This window comes from Pseudomonas sp. AC112, assembly GCF_979253545.1.
Genome location: NZ_CEEDCM010000001.1, coordinates 3748130 through 3764625, shown reverse-complemented (window position 1 = coordinate 3764625; position 16496 = coordinate 3748130). Strand labels below are relative to the sequence as shown.

At 62.3% G+C, this 16496-nt stretch carries 17 protein-coding genes and 1 pseudogene; 10 read left to right on the top strand and 8 right to left on the bottom strand.

What is annotated here, in order from left to right:
- Positions 1-15 precede the first annotated feature (15 nt).
- Both AC0IYN_RS17435 and AC0IYN_RS17430 read left to right on the top strand, forming a co-directional pair.
- Positions 16-1335: a methyl-accepting chemotaxis protein gene (locus AC0IYN_RS17435; RefSeq protein WP_457240098.1), complete on the top strand. Its 1320-nt coding sequence runs from the start codon at positions 16-18 to the stop codon at positions 1333-1335.
- Between the two features lie 76 nt (positions 1336-1411).
- Complete coding sequence (locus AC0IYN_RS17430) at positions 1412-1930, top strand: DUF1003 domain-containing protein (RefSeq protein WP_406599607.1); 519 nt, start codon at positions 1412-1414, stop codon at positions 1928-1930.
- Here AC0IYN_RS17430 and AC0IYN_RS17425 read toward each other — a convergent pair.
- Positions 1927-2805 (bottom strand): LysR family transcriptional regulator, encoded by an 879-nt coding sequence (locus AC0IYN_RS17425; protein ID WP_406599606.1) that lies wholly within the window; start codon positions 2803-2805, stop codon positions 1927-1929. The genes AC0IYN_RS17430 and AC0IYN_RS17425 overlap by 4 nt on opposite strands.
- 80 nt (positions 2806-2885) lie before the next feature.
- Between AC0IYN_RS17425 and AC0IYN_RS17420 the strand changes: the two genes are divergently transcribed.
- Both AC0IYN_RS17420 and AC0IYN_RS17415 read left to right on the top strand, forming a co-directional pair.
- Positions 2886-3587, top strand: coding sequence for a CTP synthase C-terminal region-related (seleno)protein (locus AC0IYN_RS17420; RefSeq protein WP_406599605.1), 702 nt, complete (start codon positions 2886-2888; stop codon positions 3585-3587).
- Positions 3584-3907 (top strand): antibiotic biosynthesis monooxygenase family protein, encoded by a 324-nt coding sequence (locus AC0IYN_RS17415; protein ID WP_028617643.1) that lies wholly within the window; start codon positions 3584-3586, stop codon positions 3905-3907. The genes AC0IYN_RS17420 and AC0IYN_RS17415 overlap by 4 nt, the downstream gene beginning before the upstream one ends.
- Here AC0IYN_RS17415 and AC0IYN_RS17410 read toward each other — a convergent pair.
- A complete protein-coding gene (locus tag AC0IYN_RS17410) occupies positions 3904-4227 on the bottom strand; it encodes a DUF2025 family protein (protein ID WP_032891062.1) in 324 nt (107 codons plus the stop codon). The two genes, AC0IYN_RS17415 and AC0IYN_RS17410, sit on opposite strands and share 4 nt — an antisense overlap.
- Positions 4228-4459: 232 nt before the next feature.
- On the opposite strand from AC0IYN_RS17410, the gene AC0IYN_RS17405 reads away from it, so the two are divergent.
- Both AC0IYN_RS17405 and AC0IYN_RS17400 read left to right on the top strand, forming a co-directional pair.
- Positions 4460-5587 (top strand): glycerophosphodiester phosphodiesterase family protein, encoded by a 1128-nt coding sequence (locus AC0IYN_RS17405; RefSeq protein ID WP_471842363.1) that lies wholly within the window; start codon positions 4460-4462, stop codon positions 5585-5587.
- Complete coding sequence (locus tag AC0IYN_RS17400) at positions 5588-6241, top strand: helix-turn-helix transcriptional regulator (RefSeq protein ID WP_406599603.1); 654 nt, start codon at positions 5588-5590, stop codon at positions 6239-6241.
- Here AC0IYN_RS17400 and AC0IYN_RS17395 read toward each other — a convergent pair.
- Positions 6233-7096: a sterol desaturase family protein gene (locus AC0IYN_RS17395; protein WP_457240101.1), complete on the bottom strand. Its 864-nt coding sequence runs from the start codon at positions 7094-7096 to the stop codon at positions 6233-6235. The two genes, AC0IYN_RS17400 and AC0IYN_RS17395, sit on opposite strands and share 9 nt — an antisense overlap.
- Positions 7097-7249: 153 nt before the next feature.
- On the opposite strand from AC0IYN_RS17395, the gene AC0IYN_RS17390 reads away from it, so the two are divergent.
- Together AC0IYN_RS17390 and AC0IYN_RS17385 are read left to right on the top strand one after the other, a co-directional pair.
- On the top strand, positions 7250-7558 hold the full coding sequence (locus AC0IYN_RS17390) for a PepSY domain-containing protein (RefSeq protein ID WP_406599601.1): 309 nt from the start codon (positions 7250-7252) through the stop codon (positions 7556-7558).
- A gap of 174 nt (positions 7559-7732) precedes the next feature.
- Complete coding sequence (locus AC0IYN_RS17385; protein ID WP_406599600.1) at positions 7733-8905, top strand: GAF domain-containing sensor histidine kinase; 1173 nt, start codon at positions 7733-7735, stop codon at positions 8903-8905.
- Here the strand turns inward: AC0IYN_RS17385 and AC0IYN_RS17380 are convergent, their stop codons facing one another.
- Together AC0IYN_RS17380 and AC0IYN_RS17375 are read right to left on the bottom strand one after the other, a co-directional pair.
- Positions 8906-9610 (bottom strand): methyl-accepting chemotaxis protein, encoded by a 705-nt coding sequence (locus AC0IYN_RS17380; protein ID WP_457232407.1) that lies wholly within the window; start codon positions 9608-9610, stop codon positions 8906-8908.
- A gap of 228 nt (positions 9611-9838) precedes the next feature.
- Positions 9839-9949, bottom strand: a pseudogene (locus AC0IYN_RS17375) (hypothetical protein); the annotation flags it as partial.
- A gap of 846 nt (positions 9950-10795) precedes the next feature.
- Between AC0IYN_RS17375 and AC0IYN_RS17370 the strand changes: the two are divergent.
- Positions 10796-11818, top strand: coding sequence for a transporter (locus tag AC0IYN_RS17370; RefSeq protein ID WP_078049920.1), 1023 nt, complete (start codon positions 10796-10798; stop codon positions 11816-11818).
- A 225-nt stretch (positions 11819-12043) separates the two neighbouring features.
- On the top strand, positions 12044-13660 hold the full coding sequence (locus AC0IYN_RS17365; RefSeq protein WP_457267625.1) for an inorganic phosphate transporter: 1617 nt from the start codon (positions 12044-12046) through the stop codon (positions 13658-13660).
- Between the two features lie 125 nt (positions 13661-13785).
- Here the strand turns inward: AC0IYN_RS17365 and AC0IYN_RS17360 are convergent, their stop codons facing one another.
- Genes AC0IYN_RS17360 through AC0IYN_RS17350 form a run of 3 tightly spaced genes read right to left on the bottom strand, consistent with a single transcriptional unit; the run spans position 13786 to position 16451 of the window.
- A complete protein-coding gene (locus AC0IYN_RS17360) occupies positions 13786-14760 on the bottom strand; it encodes a 5-oxoprolinase subunit C family protein (protein WP_406599599.1) in 975 nt (324 codons plus the stop codon).
- Positions 14757-15635, bottom strand: coding sequence for a 5-oxoprolinase subunit B family protein (locus AC0IYN_RS17355; protein ID WP_471842362.1), 879 nt, complete (start codon positions 15633-15635; stop codon positions 14757-14759). The genes AC0IYN_RS17360 and AC0IYN_RS17355 overlap by 4 nt, the downstream gene beginning before the upstream one ends.
- A 57-nt stretch (positions 15636-15692) precedes the next feature.
- Positions 15693-16451 carry a 5-oxoprolinase subunit PxpA gene (locus AC0IYN_RS17350; protein ID WP_457248883.1) on the bottom strand — a complete coding sequence of 253 codons (759 nt, stop codon included), beginning with the start codon at positions 16449-16451 and terminating at the stop codon, positions 15693-15695.
- Positions 16452-16496: the final 45 nt, after the last annotated feature.

Sequence of the window (16496 nt, the reverse complement as noted above, 5' to 3'; positions counted from 1 at the left end):
CCCGAGCACCCGAACATGCTATTCAACGCGCACAAGAAAACCATAGAGTCCCTGCAACACACCCTTGCCCAACACACCAGCCTGCTGGACGCCATCGAGCGCTCCATGGCGGTGATCGAATTCGACCTGCACGGCAACGTGCTGCGGGCCAATGCCAACTTCCTCCAGACCATGGGCTACCGCGCCGATCAGATCGAAGGCCAGTCCCATCGCATGTTCTGTACCCCGGCGTTTGCCCGCAGTGCCGAGTACAGCCAGCTGTGGTCGAACCTGCGCAACGGCCTGTTCCAATCCGGCACCTTTGAACGGGTGGCCGGCGATGGCCAGTCAGTGTGGCTCGAAGCCAGCTACAACCCGGTGCAAGACAGCACGGGCCAGGTGGTCAAAGTGGTGAAATACGCCATGGACGTCACCCCGCGCCTGCAGGCCGAGAGCGAAGCCAACGCCAAGCTCGAAGCCATCGGCCGGGCCATGGCGGTGATCGAGTTCAACCTCGACGGTACTATCATCACCGCCAACGCGAACTTCCTGCAGCGCATGGGTTACACCCTGGCACAGGTCCAGGGCCAGCATCACCGCCTGTTCTGCACCACCGAGTTGGCCAACAGTTCGGCCTACAGCGATTTCTGGCGACGTTTGAACCAGGGCGAATTGTTCAGCGGCCAGTTCGAGCGGGTGGATAAAAAAGGCCAGACGGTGTGGCTCGAAGCCAATTACAACCCGGTGTACGACGCCAGTGGGCGCCTGTGCAAAGTGGTCAAGTTCGCCTCGGACGTCACTGCCAGGGTGCAGCAACATGCCGCCGATGCCGCCAGTGCCGCCCAGGCGTACCACATCTCACTGAACACCCGGGACATCGCCGAGAAAGGCGCCGAGGTTATCCAGCAGACGGCCAGCGGCATGCGCGAAATCGCTGCCGACATCGATGGCTCTTCGCAGAAGATCGCCAAGCTGGGCGAGCGTTCGCAGCAGATCACCACCATCGTCAACACCATTCGCGGCATCGCCGACCAGACCAACCTGCTGGCCCTCAATGCCGCCATCGAGGCCGCGCGGGCAGGCGAACAAGGTCGCGGCTTTGCCGTGGTGGCCGACGAGGTACGGCAACTGGCGGCGCGCACCAGTGGTTCCACGGCGGAAATCTCCAGCATGATCGCGATGATCCAGGATGAAACCCGTCAGGCCATCCACAGCATGGACGGCACCCGCGACCGTGCCGCGCAAGGCGTCGACCTGGCCAACCGCGCCGGCACGGTGATCCTGCAGATTCGCGAAGGCACCAGCGAGGCCGTGCAAGCGGTGAGTGCGTTTGCCAATGAGCGTGGGGCCAACTGACCCGATCTTCATGCGGGCGGCCGGGGGCTCGGTCTATAGTGCTTTACTGACTATTTGTTGATGACCCGAGCCCGCCATGACCCCAGAAAAGCCTGCAGCCGCCCCCGTCGACCACCTGCGCTTCCATCGTCCCCACGCCCACCTGGCACCGACCTTCGGCAATGACACCTTTGCCCTCAAGGCCGAAGCCTTCGCGCGCTTCTTCGGCACACCGACCTTCCTGGGCGCGCAAACCGCAATCGTGGTGCTGTGGGTGGTGTTGAACATGACCGGGGTCACGCACTTCGACGTGTACCCGTTCATCCTGCTCAACCTGGCGTTCAGCCTGCAATCGGCGTACGCCGCGCCGCTGATCCTGCTGGCCCAGACGCGCCAGGCGGCCCGCGACAAAGCCCAGTCCGATGCCGACGCCCAGCACCGTGAAGCCCTGGCAATTGCCAATACCGAACGCCAGGCCCAGGCCGCGCAGACCACCAAACAGCTGCTGGAGCTGCTGGAGCAGAACACTCGGCTCACGGAAATGACTAAGAAACTGACCGAGCATATCGAAAGCCTGACGTGCGAAATGCATGAGCACTTTGTGCGAAAAACCTAAGGCAACCGCAGGTGTCGCCCCAGCTCGTCAAACAGTGTCACCACCGAGCGCAGCGCCCGACAATCGGGGCGCGTGAGCAACCATAACGCCGTGTCGTGCCCCGCCAACGCGGGGCCCAGTGGTTGCAGGCGATCCCCGACTAGAAAGTCTGGCAACGCCGCCACCCCCAACCCTGCACGCACCAGTTCGGTCACCGACAACATGCTGTTGCAGCGATAGCTGGGACGCACGCCGGGCAGGTGCTCGCGGCGCCAGGCTACCGTGGGGTGGTCGGGCAGGAAGTCATCCGGGGCGATCCATGGCAGGTCTGCCAGCTCGCGGCCTTCGTGTTGTTGGGCGAAACCCGGACTGGCGCACACCCGATACGCCACATTGGCCAGGCGCCGGCCCACCAGATGCTCCGGCGGCGTGCGAGTCAGGCGCAGCGCGATATCCGCGTCGCGGCGGCTGAGGTTGGCGAAGTCATTCGACGTACTCAGTTCCAGGATCAACGCCGGGTACTGCGGCATGAATTGCGCCAGAGCCGGCAACAGCAAGCCTTGCAGCACAGAATCGGTACAGGTCAGGCGCACCGTGCCGCTGATCACTTCACCGCCCTGCTCCACGCCGATGCGCGCCGCTTCCAACGCCTGTTCGGCGCGTTCCGCCTGCTGCGCCAAATTGCTCGCCAGGCTGGTGGGCAAGTAACCGGCGCGGCTTTTTTCAAACAGCGTCTGGCCCAGTGCCGCCTCCAGGCGCCGCACGGCGCGGAACACCGTGGACACGTCCACCCGCAACAACGCGGCCGCCCGTGCGAGGGTGCCGCCGCGCACCAGGGCGAGGATCAGCGACAGGTCGGGGTAGTCAATTGAATAGTGCGCGGCTGCATTGAGCATGTGGGCAAACGCCAATATTGATTGCGTGAACGCCAATCTATAGTGCGCCTCAGGACACCACAAGCCATGGGATGTACACGATGAAAACCACGCCTTTGCACCTCGCCCTGATCGGCGATTACAACCCCGATGTCATCGCCCACCAGGCCATCCCCGTGGCGCTGCAACAGGCGGCCGAGAGCCTCGGCCTGGGGGTTCACGTGCGGTGGCTCGACACCGATAACCTGCCCCAATCACTGCATGACTTCGACGGTTTCTGGTGCGTCCCCGCCAGCCCTTACCGCGACACTGACGGCGCAATGCGGGCGATCCGGTTTGCCCGCGAGCAGCGCCGACCGTTCCTCGGCACGTGCGGCGGTTTTCAGCATGCCGTGCTGGAATATGCGCGCAATGTCCTGGGCTGGAAGGATGCCGAGCATGGCGAACTCGCTCCGCAGGCCAAGCGCGCCGTGATCGCGCCACTGAGCTGTGCCCTGGTGGAGGCCACCGACACCGTGCGCCTGGCGCCCTACACCCGGATCGCCGAGGCCTATGGCACCCTGGATGTGCAGGAAGGTTATCGCTGCCGTTACGGCGTGAACCCCGAGTTCCTCGATGCCTTGCTCGAAGGCGACCTGATTCCCAGCGGCCATGATTCGGCCGGCGACCTGCGCGCGGTGGAACTGCTCGACCACCCGTTCTTCGTCGCCACCCTCTTCCAACCCGAACGCGCCGCGCTGCAAGGTATTACCCCGCCCTTGGCGATGGCCCTGCTCAAAGCTTGTCAGGCGACGTCCGAATGATCGCCCGCACACCTTCGCCGCCCTATTACGCGGTGATCTTCAGCTCACTGCGCACCGAAGGCGATCAAGGCTACGGCCAGGCGGCCAGCCGCATGCTGGAACTGGCGCGTGAACAACCGGGGTTCATCGGCGTGGAGTCCGCACGGGAAGACGGACTGGGCATCACCGTGTCGTACTGGGAGAGTGAAGCGGCCATCCTGGCCTGGAAGCAGCAGGCCGAGCACCAGGCGGTGCGCGAACAGGGGCGCGCCACTTGGTACTCGGCCTTCCAGACCCGGGTATGCAAAGTCGAACGGGCCTACAGTTTTGAAGCGAGCTAGCTCACCAGACTGCGCAACGCACTGATCTGCGGGATCTCCACGCGCCGCATATACACCCGCAGCGGCTCGGTGATATTGATGCGGTCGTCGATGTTCTGGTCCAGCAGCAACTGGATGCGTTCGCGGGACAGCGTCATGGTCTGCTCCGGGGCCGGTAGCCAGACGAATTCGGCGGTGGGGATGATGCCGTCATCGGCCACGTCCATGCCGAAGGAATCTTCGCTGAATCGCACGATGTACTGGCCCGTCTTGCGGTTCAGGCCAACAAAACCGTGGAGTTGGTCGGCGGCCTGGCAGATAAGCTCGGAAGTGATGCGCATGGTAAACCTCACTGAAAAGTCCCACGGGGACTGGATAGATGGTTTACACGCGTGGCGGGAGGTACCGCCCTCTGACGGGGCAGCTGCGGCCAAGAATACTGCAATGCTTCCTTTAAAAACCCGAAAATTTTGCTCGTGCGCACGTTAATGTCGGTTTGGTGATAGCGCCTTTCGCAATCAATTGTTAAAAAGGAGGCCTTCTCAAAGCTACCTCCACGAAAGGACTTCGCATATGCCTGTCACGTTTACCAAGAGCGCCCTGCTGCTCGCCCTGATGCTCGGCCTTGGCCAGGCACATGCGCAAGACCCGATCAGCCCGGCTGAATTGGCGACAAACGAAGGCATTCCGTACCCGGCTGTGATCGCCCACCGTGGCGCGTCCTTTGATGCCCCCGAGTCTACCGCCGCCGCCTACAAGGTCGCTCGCGACCTGGGTGCCGACTACCTGGAAATGGACCTGCAGCGCAGCAAGGACGGCGTGCTGTTCGCCCTGCATGACAACAACCTGCAGCGCACCACCGACGTGGCCACCAAGTTCCCCGACCGCAAGGACGCCCCGGCCAACGAGTTCACCTGGAAAGAACTGCAAACCCTCGACGCCGGCAGCTGGTTCAACGCCGCCTACCCGGACCGCGCGCGCCCAGGTTTCGTCGGCCTGAAGATCCAGAGCCTGGACGACATCATCAAGATCGCCGAAGGCAACCCGCAGCACAAACCCGGCCTGTACATCGAAACCAAGGAGCCCAAGCAATTCCCGGGCATCGAAGCCGACCTCAAGAACAAGCTCCTGGACAAAGGCTGGCTGAGCTCCGCCGGCTCCAAGCTGGGCAAGAGCAACACCGGCGTTGGCCAGGGCAAGGGCCGCGTGGTCCTGCAAACCTTCGAGGTTGCCAGCCTCAAAGAGCTGCAGAACGAAATGCCCAACACCCCGAAAATCCTGCTGCTGTGGGTAGGCGAAGGCAGCATCGAGCCGAAAAACAAGCAGACGTTTGCCGAGTCCGGCGAAACCACCAAGGCCGCCTACTATGCCAAGCAAGAGCCGAAAGACGCCGCCGAGTTCGAAAAATGGGTCGACGAAGCCAAGAGCCTCGGCGCCATCGGCACCGGTCCATCGGCTGAGCTGACCCACCACGGCGACCAGAGCTACTCGGACCTGGTCAAGCCAGAAATGAACAAGCTGACCCACGACAAAGGCCTGCTGGTGCACGTCTACACCGTCGATGAGCCGGTGGACTTCGAGAAAGTGATGAAGGTCGGCGTCGATGGCATCTTCACCAACCGTGCCGCCGAACTGCTGAAGTTCTACAAACGCTGGCCGTCGTCCAGCGTGCAGGACCTGCTGAACGACTATAAGTACTGAGTGAAGGCCGAATGGTCAGGCCGCCTGTGGTTGGGGCGTGACTACGGCCTGATCGTCGGCGAGCTGGGGCGCACCGCGCCCCATGCGCACTACGCCCACCAGTTGATGGTCTGCCCCGGCGCGCCGATCACGGTCAGCCTGCAGGGGCAGGTCACTTCGGCCCATCGCCTGTTTATCCCTTCGCGACAGGCTCACGCCATTCTTGAGACTCAAGGTGAGGTCACGGTGCTATATGCCGAACCTGCCGTGTTTGATATCGCCCCTCTGCTGCACCAGGACCTGTCGCTTGAGGCCTTGCGCCAACTCCCCCGGCGCAGCCTGGATGATCCGCGCCTGGAGCGTGCGCTCGCCGCACTGGATCAACAACTCACCGGTAAAGTGTCAGCCCAGGCCGTGGCCCAGGCCGCGCACCTGTCATTAAGCCAACTGGAGCGGCTGTTCTCCGATCAACTCGGCTTGCCCGTGCGCCGGCTGGTGCTGTGGCGACGGTTGCGCATCGCCCTGCAACTGGCGCTGGCCGGCGGCACATTGACCGAGGCCGCCCACGGCGCGGGCTTTGCTGATTCAGCGCATTTCTCGCGGACCATGAAGCAGTTGTTTGGTGTGACAGCAGCCGCCTCATTGCGCCAGTTGGATGTTCAGCTGTTAACGTAAATCGTCCGGCAGTGGTGGTTCCTTGCTCAGGCCAACCGGCCTGAACGGATCACACAGCTGCGCCCCATACGCCCGCGGGAAATCCGGCCGGCTGCCAATCCCCAAGTCCCCCGGCCCCATCCGATAGCCCTCGCGATAAAACGCCGTGCCCAACAGCCAGTCCCACAGGTTGAAGAACAGCCCGAAATTCACGTCCCCGGCGCGACCGTACTTCATGTGGTGAAACCGGTGCACCGGCGCCCAGGCGAACACCCAGCGCAATGGCCCCAGGCGCATGTCCACGTTGGAATGCTGCAACAGCAATTGCAGGGCAATGGCCAGCGCCAGCAGTTGCGCAACGTCCAAGGGAATACCCAGCAGGATCAACGGCAACAGGCCTGCCGTGGCCTCGAGCATCTGGTGCAACGGGTGCTTCATCAAGCCGTTGAAGCCGTAGAGCCGCTGCACGCTGTGATGCACCGCATGCAGGCGCCACAGTGCGGCAATGCGGTGGCTGGCGTAATGCATCAAGGTGATACCGGCATCGGCGAGCACAATCGCCATCAGCAGTTGCTCCCACAGCGGCCAACCGCGCGGCCATAGGCCTTCAATCGCCAACAGCGCGGTGAGCCCCGGCAAGATCAACAAGCCCACGGCATTCAGGCTTTCATTGATCAGGGCGTGCAAGGTGTCGCGCCGACGATCGCCCAGGCTGCGATTCCACTGCGGTTCATAAGGCAACCACTGCTCCACCAGGAACGACACCCCAACCGCTGCAATGAACAGCAAAATCAGCGCGTGTGGCTGCCACAGTCCGCAGCCGATAAAGCCGAACAGAAATGCCGGCGCATAGATCCAACTCACTAACCGTTTCATGCCGAGTCTCCCTTCAAGTGAGCCTCCAGCATGAAATCCCCCGCGCTTGGCGGATTGAACAAACTGCGCAACTGTTTGAATTAATTAAGGGTGAATTAAGTTGCGCTGGTTAATCTGGCCCCACTTAAACAGCTCACCAGAGAAGGACACACCATGAAAACCTTGACCGCTTTGTTCGCCGCTACCGCCCTGACCCTGACCGCTGGCCTGGCCCAGGCCGATGTTCGCCCAGACCATATTGAAGGCCTGCTCAAGTCTGGCGCAGTGATGCCTTTCGACAAACTCAATGCTGCCGCCGTGGCCAAACACGCGGGTGCCACCATCACTGACACCGAGTTGGACCATAACAACAGCGGCGTACTGGTCTACGAAGTTGACCTGACCGACACCGCCGGCAAGAAGTTTGAAGTGAAGCTCGACGCCAAGACCGGCGCCGTGCTGGAAGACAAGATCGACAGCTGAGTCACCGCTTCATTCAACGCCGCGCGCCTTCGGGTAGCGCGGCTTTTTTGTGCCCGCGCATAGGAAAAATCCCTACTTAACGAATGAAATTACACCTACAACCCACAAGGTCGCTAAAATCCCACTCATTGGCCGGGGCATAACGCTCACCACCTTCTGGATCGAGAGTGCTGCATGGGGCAAAAAGCCGCCGACATCGCCACCATTGGCCGCATCAGTGCCGTCCCCGCGATGCTCAAGGTCATCAGCGACATGACCGGCCTGCGCTTTGCCGCCGTAGCGCGGGTGACCGACGACACCTGGACCGCCTGCGCCGTGCTCGACCAACTGGACTTCGGCCTCGGTGTGGGCGGTGAACTGGACCTCACCACCACGATCTGCCACGAAATTCGCGGCTCCCATGTGTCCGTGGTAATCGACAAGGCCAGTGAAGACCCGCTCTACCACGACCACCACACCCCGCGCCTCTACCAATTCGAAAGCTACATTTCGGTTCCCGTGTTCCGCACCGACGGCAGGTTCTTCGGCACTATCTGCGCCCTCGACCCCAACCCGGCCGACCTGCGCAGCAGCAGCATCCAGTCGACCATGGAGTCATTCGCCCGGGTGCTGTCCCTGCAGATCGAAGCCGAGGAAGCCGCGCTTCACACCCAAGCGCAATTGCAGGAAGAGCGGGGCACCGCCGAACTGCGCGAGCAATTCATTGCCGTGCTCGGCCACGACCTGCGCAACCCGCTGTTCGCGATCAACTTCGGTGCCGAGCGGCTGCTGCGCAAATTCCCCGACCCGGCCACCGACACCCTCGTACGCCATATCCTCGCCAGCGGTCGCCGCGCCGCGCAGTTGGTCGAAGACTTGCTGGACTTTGCCCGTGGCCGCCTGGGCAGCGGCATCCCGCTGAACATCAGCGATTGCCTGGGTTTGCAAGAGGCCTTGCTGCATGTGGTCTCGGAAGTGCAAAGCGTGCACCCGCAACGGCTGATCCACGCGGACATCGGCAACCTGCAGGGCGTAAGTGGCGACCGCGACCGCCTGGCGCAGTTGCTCTCCAACCTGGTCGCGAATGCTATCCACCATGGCCGTCACGATGGGCCGGTGGAAGTCACGGCAAAGATCGAGCAAGGCCAGTTCAACCTGACGGTCAAGAACCCCGGGCAAATCGACGCATTGGCCTTGCCCCGCCTGTTCGAGCCCTACTCACGCCCCGCCAAGGACACACCCCAGGCCGGCCTGGGACTGGGGTTGTATATCGTCAAGCAGATCGCCGACGCCCATGGCGGTGAGTTGAGCGTCTCCACCAACGCCGAGCACGGCACTGTATTTACCTTCCGCCTGCCAACGGCCTGATCAAGCGCCCAGGCGGGCCGTCACTTCATTCAACTCGGTCGATAATCCACGCAAGTTGTGGCTTGCCGCTTCGGTGCGCTTGACGTTGTCGAGGTTGGTCGTCGCCACCGTGGTGATCTGCGTGATGTTGCGCGAGATGTCTTCGGCCACCGAGGTCTGCTCCTCCGCCGCCGTGGCAATCTGGCGGTTCATGTCACGGATCGCCTCGACCGCCTGAGTGATGTGAGCCAGCATGGCGCCGGCCTGGGTGACCTTCTCCACACTGTCATCGCTGCACGACTGACCGCTCACAATCGCTTCGGCTGCATCCACCGCGCCGGTTTGCACCGCCTCGATAATCCCGTTGATCTCGATGATCGACGCCGCCGTGCGTTGTGCCAGGCTGCGCACTTCATCGGCCACGACGGCAAAACCACGGCCGGCTTCGCCTGCGCGCGCGGCCTCGATGGCGGCGTTCAGCGCCAGCAGATTGGTCTGCTCGGCGATGCCGCGAATGACTTCCAGCACCTTGCCGATGCGCACGCTGTCGGTTTCCAAACGACGAATGATGGTGCCGGTGTTGAGGATCTCGTTGCGCATCTGGCCGATGGTCGCGATAGTGACTTTCATCACTTCGCCGCCTTCACGGGCCGAGTGGTCCGCCTCATCGGCCGCACGCGAAGCACTGGCGGCGTGGCGCGCGACCTCCTGGGCGGTGGCCGACATTTCGGTCATGGCCGTAGCCACTTGGTCGGTGCGGTTGAACTGATCGTTGGTCCCCGTCGCCATCTGCCCGGCGATGGCATTCAACTCGCCGCTGGCGCCGACCAGGTCGGTGGCGCTGCGCTGCAAGCGGCTGAAGGTTTCGGCGAGGAAGTCGCGCAAGGTATTCGCAGCAGCGGCCAGATGACCGAGTTCATCCTGGCGCCGGCTGGCCACGCGCTCGGCGAAGCGGCCGTGGCTCAGTTGCGTCACGTAGTCGATCAGGCTGCGAATCGGCAGGATCAGGTTGCGGTTGATCAGCCACAAGCTGAACAAGCCGATCAACACACCGGACAGCAACATAATCGCCAGGCCCACCAGCACAGTGCGCTCGGCGTAGGCACTGATGGCCTTGGATTGCTGGCTGCCTTGTTCGCGCAAGTCACTGACCAGCGCACTCATCTGCTCACTGGCGGCGCGGTCCACGCCCTTGACCGCCGCGTCGCCGGCGGTTGCGTCGCCACCCGCTGCCACATAGGCATCGCGGCCCTTCTGGTAGGCCGCGCCCAGTTGTTGGTGTTCCTGGCGCAGGGTTTCGATGCGTCGGCTCAGGGCCGGGTCACTGTGGGTCTGGGTGACCAGTCGCGTGAGGATGCTTTGCACATCGCGCTGACGGTCCTGGAACTGGCCCCAGTATTTCTCCATGTCCTGGGGTTGTTTGCCGCGCAGCAAGACGTTTTTCCATTCCTGCACCTGAACCTTGAATTGCAGGTTGGCCTCGTCGATCAACTGTGAGGTCAGCAGTGGCCCCTCGATCAAACTGCGATAACTCTGAACCCCGTTGGACAGGAAATTGAAACAGGCCAGCGCGATCAACAGCATCGCCAACAGACTGCCGCCGAGCAGCGAGAGGATTTGTGCTCTCAAGGAGGTTCGCAAAACATTCATCGGGGAAAAGCCTCGATACAAGGAAGGGGTGCATGCACGCCGTAACTTCCTTGTCATCAAAAGCAACGCCCATCCACAGCGGTGCTTAATGCCTTGGATCGGCCGTGCTAGAGGCTTCTTGAACGGTTCCTGACAGACGGTCAAATAAATGTCACCTCAGAGAAATATTTCGCAAACCGTCACAAAACTGTCAAATCCCCTTGCAATGATTCGCTACGCGACCTGTGAAACGTCCTACAGGCCTTTTCTCTGCGAGCCCTCATGAACCACAGCATTGACCACAGCCACCAGGACTCCGACCTGTTTGGCTTGCTTTACGGTTTCCGTTTTCGCCCCGGTGAAAAGGGCGAGCAGATCGATTCGGCCACGGCGCTCCAGGCACTGCGGCAACCAGACGACCCGGAAGAGTTTTTGTGGCTGCACCTGAACCTCGCCCACGCGGCGTGCGAGCGCTGGATGCAGGCAAACCTGGACCTGCCGGAAGAATTCTTCGAAGCCCTGCATGAAGGCTCGCGTTCCACGCGCATCGAGCACGTCGACTCGGCCTTGCTGGCGGTGGTCAACGACGTGGTGTTCAACTTCAGCAGCATGGTCTCGTCGGATATTTCCACGCTATGGGTCTGCGCCCGCAGTCGCTTGCTCATCAGCGCGCGCCTGCAACCGCTGCACTCGGTGGACAAGCTGCGCTCGTCGGTGAAAGCCGGTGAAAGCTTTCGCTCGCCGCTGGCCCTGCTGGTGCACCTGCTGCGCGACCAGGGTGAGGTGCTGACCCAGATCGTGCGCAAGACCAGCATCAGCGTCGACCATATCGAAGACCAGTTGCTGTCTTCGCGCCTGTCTACCAACCGCGCCGAACTCGGTGCGGCGCGCCGGGTGCTGGTGCGCCTGCAACGCCTGCTGGCGCTGGAACCGGGCTCGCTGCTGCGCCTGCTCAACCGGCCGCCACAGTGGCTGCAGAAGGAAGACGTGAAGGAGCTGCGAAAATCCACCGAGGAGTTTGCGCTGATCATCAACGACCTGATGGCCCTGGGTGAACGCATCAAGCTGTTGCAGGAAGAAATCGCCGCCAACCTCAACGAGCAAAGCAACCGCACGCTGTTCACCCTCACGGTGGTGACGGTGCTGGCGTTGCCCATCAACATCATCGCCGGTTTTTTCGGCATGAACGTAGGCGGAGTGCCGCTTTCCCAAGACCCGGAAGGCTTCTGGATTCTGGTGGCGCTCGTCGCGACCTTCACGTTGATTGCCGGGCGCTGGGCCTTCAGAAAGCGCAAAGACTACTGAATTGAAGGGCTATCAATTGTAGGAGCCGGCTTGCCGGCGATGGCGTTCTGCCGGTAACCCTTCATTGCCTGATGCACCGCAATCGCCGGCAAGCCGGCTCCTACAGGGCGTGGTGTTTATGGACCGGCGGCATGGCGGATCGATGAAACACTGACCTGTGGCAGCATCTCTGTAACATTCTGCAATGAATATGAACGACATCCTCATCACACTGGATGCTCCGGCATGGCCACCCCTTCCCTGACTGCCTCCCCCCACTCCTCACCTGCTGCCCCCAAACCCAGGCTGGACAAGAAGCCCAGCCTGGTGACAGTGATCATCTTCTTCGCCGTGCTCGCCATGGGCTTGTTGTTCACCGCCTACAGCCTGATGCATGACATGCACGAAATGGGCGCCCAACTCACCACTTGGACGCCGTTCTTGCTGCTGGGTGTGGCACTGTTGATCGCCCTGGGGTTTGAGTTCGTCAACGGTTTCCACGACACCGCCAATGCCGTGGCGACGGTGATCTACACCAACTCCTTGCCGCCGCACTTTGCGGTGGTGTGGTCAGGCTTTTTCAACTTCCTTGGCGTACTGCTTTCCAGCGGCGCGGTAGCGTTCGGCATCATTGCGTTGCTGCCGGTCGAGTTGATTCTGCAGGTGGGCTCGTCGGCCGGTTTCGCGATGATCTTCGCCCTGTTGATCGCTGCAATCCTGTGGAACCTCGGCACCTGGTGGCTGGGTTTGCCGGCGTCCTCGTCCCATACCCTGATCGGCTCGATCATCGGCGTGGGCGTGGCAAATGCCTTGATGCACGGGCGTGACGGCACCAGCGGGGTGGACTGGAGCCAGGCGATCAAGATCGGTTACGCCTTGCTGCTGTCGCCGCTGATCGGCTTTGCCTTTGCGGCGATGCTGTTGCTGGCCCTGCGTGCCTTCGTCAAGAACCGCGCGCTGTACAAGGCGCCAAAAGGCGACACCCCGCCGCCGTGGTGGATCCGCGGCATGCTGATTGCCACCTGCACCGGCGTGTCTTTTGCCCACGGTTCCAACGACGGGCAGAAAGGCATGGGCCTGATCATGCTGATCCTGGTAGGCACCCTGCCGATGGCCTACGCGCTGAACCGCACCATGCCGGCCGAGCAGTCGTTGCAGTTCGCGGCCGTCGCCGAAGTCACCCAGGTCGCCCTGGTGAAAAGCGCACCACAAGCGCTGACCGGCGATCCGCGCCCGATCCTCTCGACCTACGTGCGTACCAAGGAAGCCACTCCGGAACTGGTCCCCGCCCTCGCCGCCCTGGCCGGGCAGATCGGTGATGAAGTCAAAGGCTACGGTTCCTTGGCCAAAGTGCCCGCCGAGGCCGTCGGCAACGTGCGTAACGACATGTACCTGACCAGCGAAACCATTCGCCTGATGGACAAGGGCAAGGTCGGCAACTTCGATGCCGACACCCAGGGCAAGCTGCAACTGTTCAAGCAGCAGATCGACAGTTCCACACGCTTCATTCCGCTGTGGGTGAAGATCGCCGTGGCCATCGCGTTGGGCCTGGGCACCATGGTCGGCTGGAAGCGCATCGTGGTGACCGTCGGCGAGAAGATCGGCAAGACACACCTGACCTACGCCCAGGGCGCCTCGGCAGAAATGGTGGCAATGCTGACCATCGGCGCGGCGGACATGTATGGGTTGCCGGTGTCGACCACCCACGTGTTGTCGTCGGGTGTGGCGGGGACCATGGTCGCGAACGGGGGCGGGTTGCAGATGCGCACGATCCGCAACCTGGCGATGGCGTGGGTGCTGACGTTGCCGGCGGCCATCCTGCTGTCAGGTAGCCTCTACTGGCTGTTCACCCAACTCTTCTGACACCACACAGGGCAACAATGTGCGAGCGGGCTTGCTCGCGAATGCGCAGTGTCAGTCAGCCTATTAATTGACTGATCCACCGCATTCGCGAGCAAGCCCGCTCCCACATTTGAAGTTGTATTTCTTCAGTGATTGAAGAGCCCAGTCATAGCCTTCAGCCGTTTTTTGTACACCCGCCGCGCCTCCAACGCTTCCTCCAGCGTCACCGCTACAAACCCCGCGCGCTGGTTCGGCTGCATTTGCCCGATCAGGTCCAGGTCGGCGCTGATCACCGTGCCGATCATCGCGTAGCCACCGCCCGACACCGCATCCCGGTGCAACACGATCGGCTCCAGGCCCGCCGGCACCTGGATCGAGCCAATCGGGTAGCAACTGTCGACGATGTTCGACGGATCCGACCCCGCGCCAAACGGCTGCTCACGTGGCTGGAAACTCAAGGCACTGCCACCTTTGAAGCGATAGCCGATACGGTCAGCTTCGGAACCCACGGTCCACGGCTCGGAAAAGAAGCTGCTCTTGGCCGCATCAGTGAGGCGCTCGTAATACAGCCCCGGCACCACGCGCAGGGTCACGTCACCACCCACTGACCGGCGCAACGCCATCGGCAGGCTGTTGCCCGCCCGGCCCGTGCCGCTGGCTTCACCGATGGGCAATTCATCGCCCTCCTGCAAGCGTCGACCGTGAAACCCGCCGAGTGCGCCGAGGGTGTAGGTGGAGCGGCTGCCAAGCACCAATGGCACGTCGATACCACCGGCCACTGCAAGGTAGGTGCGGGCGCCGGCCTTGGGAAACTCAAAGCGCAAGACCTGCCCGGCGCGCACCTGGAACGCGGTGTCCTGGTGCACCACTTCACCGTCCAGGCGCGGCGACATCAAGGCACCGCTGAGGGCCACCAGCGCGTCCTGCTGAAACTCCAGTTCGGGGCCGATCAGTGTGCATTCCAGGCCCGCCGCACCGGCCGGATTGCCCACCAGGTGGTTGGCCGCACTCAGCGCGTACTGGTCCAGCGCACCTGACGGCGGGATGCCCAAGTGGTAGTAACCTTCGCGGCCAAGGTCCTGCACGGAGGTGGCGAGGCCGGGTTTAAGGACCTTGATCATGCCAGTGCCTCCTGCAGGGATTTCGGATAACCGATGGGGTCGGCGAGAAAGGCGTCGAGGGAAAATTCCACGGGACGGATGCGTAGGTCGAAACGTCCTGCGTCCACTTCGGCCACTGCCTGGTCATACGCGTCACGGTCCATGGGTTTGAACTGCACGATATCGCCAGGACGGAAGAACACCATGTGTTCCTTGAGGTACGCCAACTGCTGCGCCGGGTCGTAGATCGGTGCTGGGGTCACGCCGAACATCTGGTAACCGCCGGCACCGCGTACCGAGTAGATGCAGCCAAAACAGCCGCCATGGCCGAGGGTGAGCTTTGGCGTGTCGGTGCGCGGGCGCAGGTACTTGGGCACCTGCAATTGGCGCTCGCGCTCGACCATCTGGAACATGAACGGCAAGCCCGCGACAAAGCCGACCATCGACACAAACCACGGCGCACCGCTGTGGGCGGCAATGAACGCGTCGACATCGGCCAGGCCGTTGATACGTGCGGCGTACTCCAGGTCGGTGCCGCTGGGGTCTTGATGGCGATCGCGAAAACGCATGAGGGTTTCATGGGTCCAGGGGTCGTTGTACAGCACCGGGATTTCGATGATGCGCGTGCTCAGGGTGCGTTCGGCCACGGCCTGGGCCTCGGCGGTCTGCACCGCATCGAGCAATGCGTGGGGCGCGATGCGGTCGGGGTCGAAGCGAATCTGGAACGACGCATTGGCCAGGCACACATCCAGCACGCCTTCCAGCGCCAGGCGCTCGACTGCACGGGTCACGGCCATGCCTTTGAAAAAGGCCTCCAGGGACATGCTGTCGCTGACCTCGGCAAACAGGTGTTCATCACCGCCGAAGCTGTAGCGGATGGGGGACGTTTCAGCCATGTCTGTTCCTCTTGGAATCATTGTAGAAAGGCAGGCGAAAAAATTGAGGAATCGTTTTTATTGTGGTGTTTTGACGGTGATGCCCGCTCGGTCCAACGCGTCGCGGGTCGCCTCTACCAACTCAAGGGCACCCGGCGTGTCGCTGTGCAGGCAGATGGAATCGAATTCAATAAACAGGTCTTCGCCTTCCACGGTTCGCACCAGCCCGGTCTGACAGGCGCGCAGGACGCGCGCCGCCACCGTTGCAGGATCCAACGCTCGCACATTGCGGGTAAACACGATGGAGCCGGTCAGATCGTACTCACGGTCGGCATAAAACTCCCGCACCACCGGCTGCCCCAGCTCCTTGGCCACGCGCCAGATCACCGAGTTGGGCATGCAGTACAACAACAGCGTCGGTTCGATGATTTGCAGGTTCTGCACCAGCAGCCGCGCCGCTTCTTCATCACGGGCCAGGTGCATGTACAGCGCACCGTGGGGCTTGATGTGTTGCAGGGTCAGGCCTTGGGCGCGGGCGATTTCGCGCAGGGCGCCGAGTTGGTAGAGCATGTCGTCGACCAACTCCTGGGCCGGGGCGTTGATGTGACGACGTCCGAAGCCGACCAGGTCCCGAAAGCCCGGATGCGCGCCAATGGCCACGCCCAGTTGCTTGGCGCGTTCGACAGTACGGCGCATGGTGCCGGGGTCGCCCGCGTGAAAGCCGGTGGCAATGTTGGCCGAGCTGATATAGGCCATCAGCTCCGCGTCGACGCCGTCGCCGATGGTCCAGGGGCCGAAGCCTTCGCCCATGTCCGAGTTGAAATCCACTGCCTGCATCAGAGTCGCTCCGCCTAAGTGATGCTGGAAAAGTAGGCTGCGGCT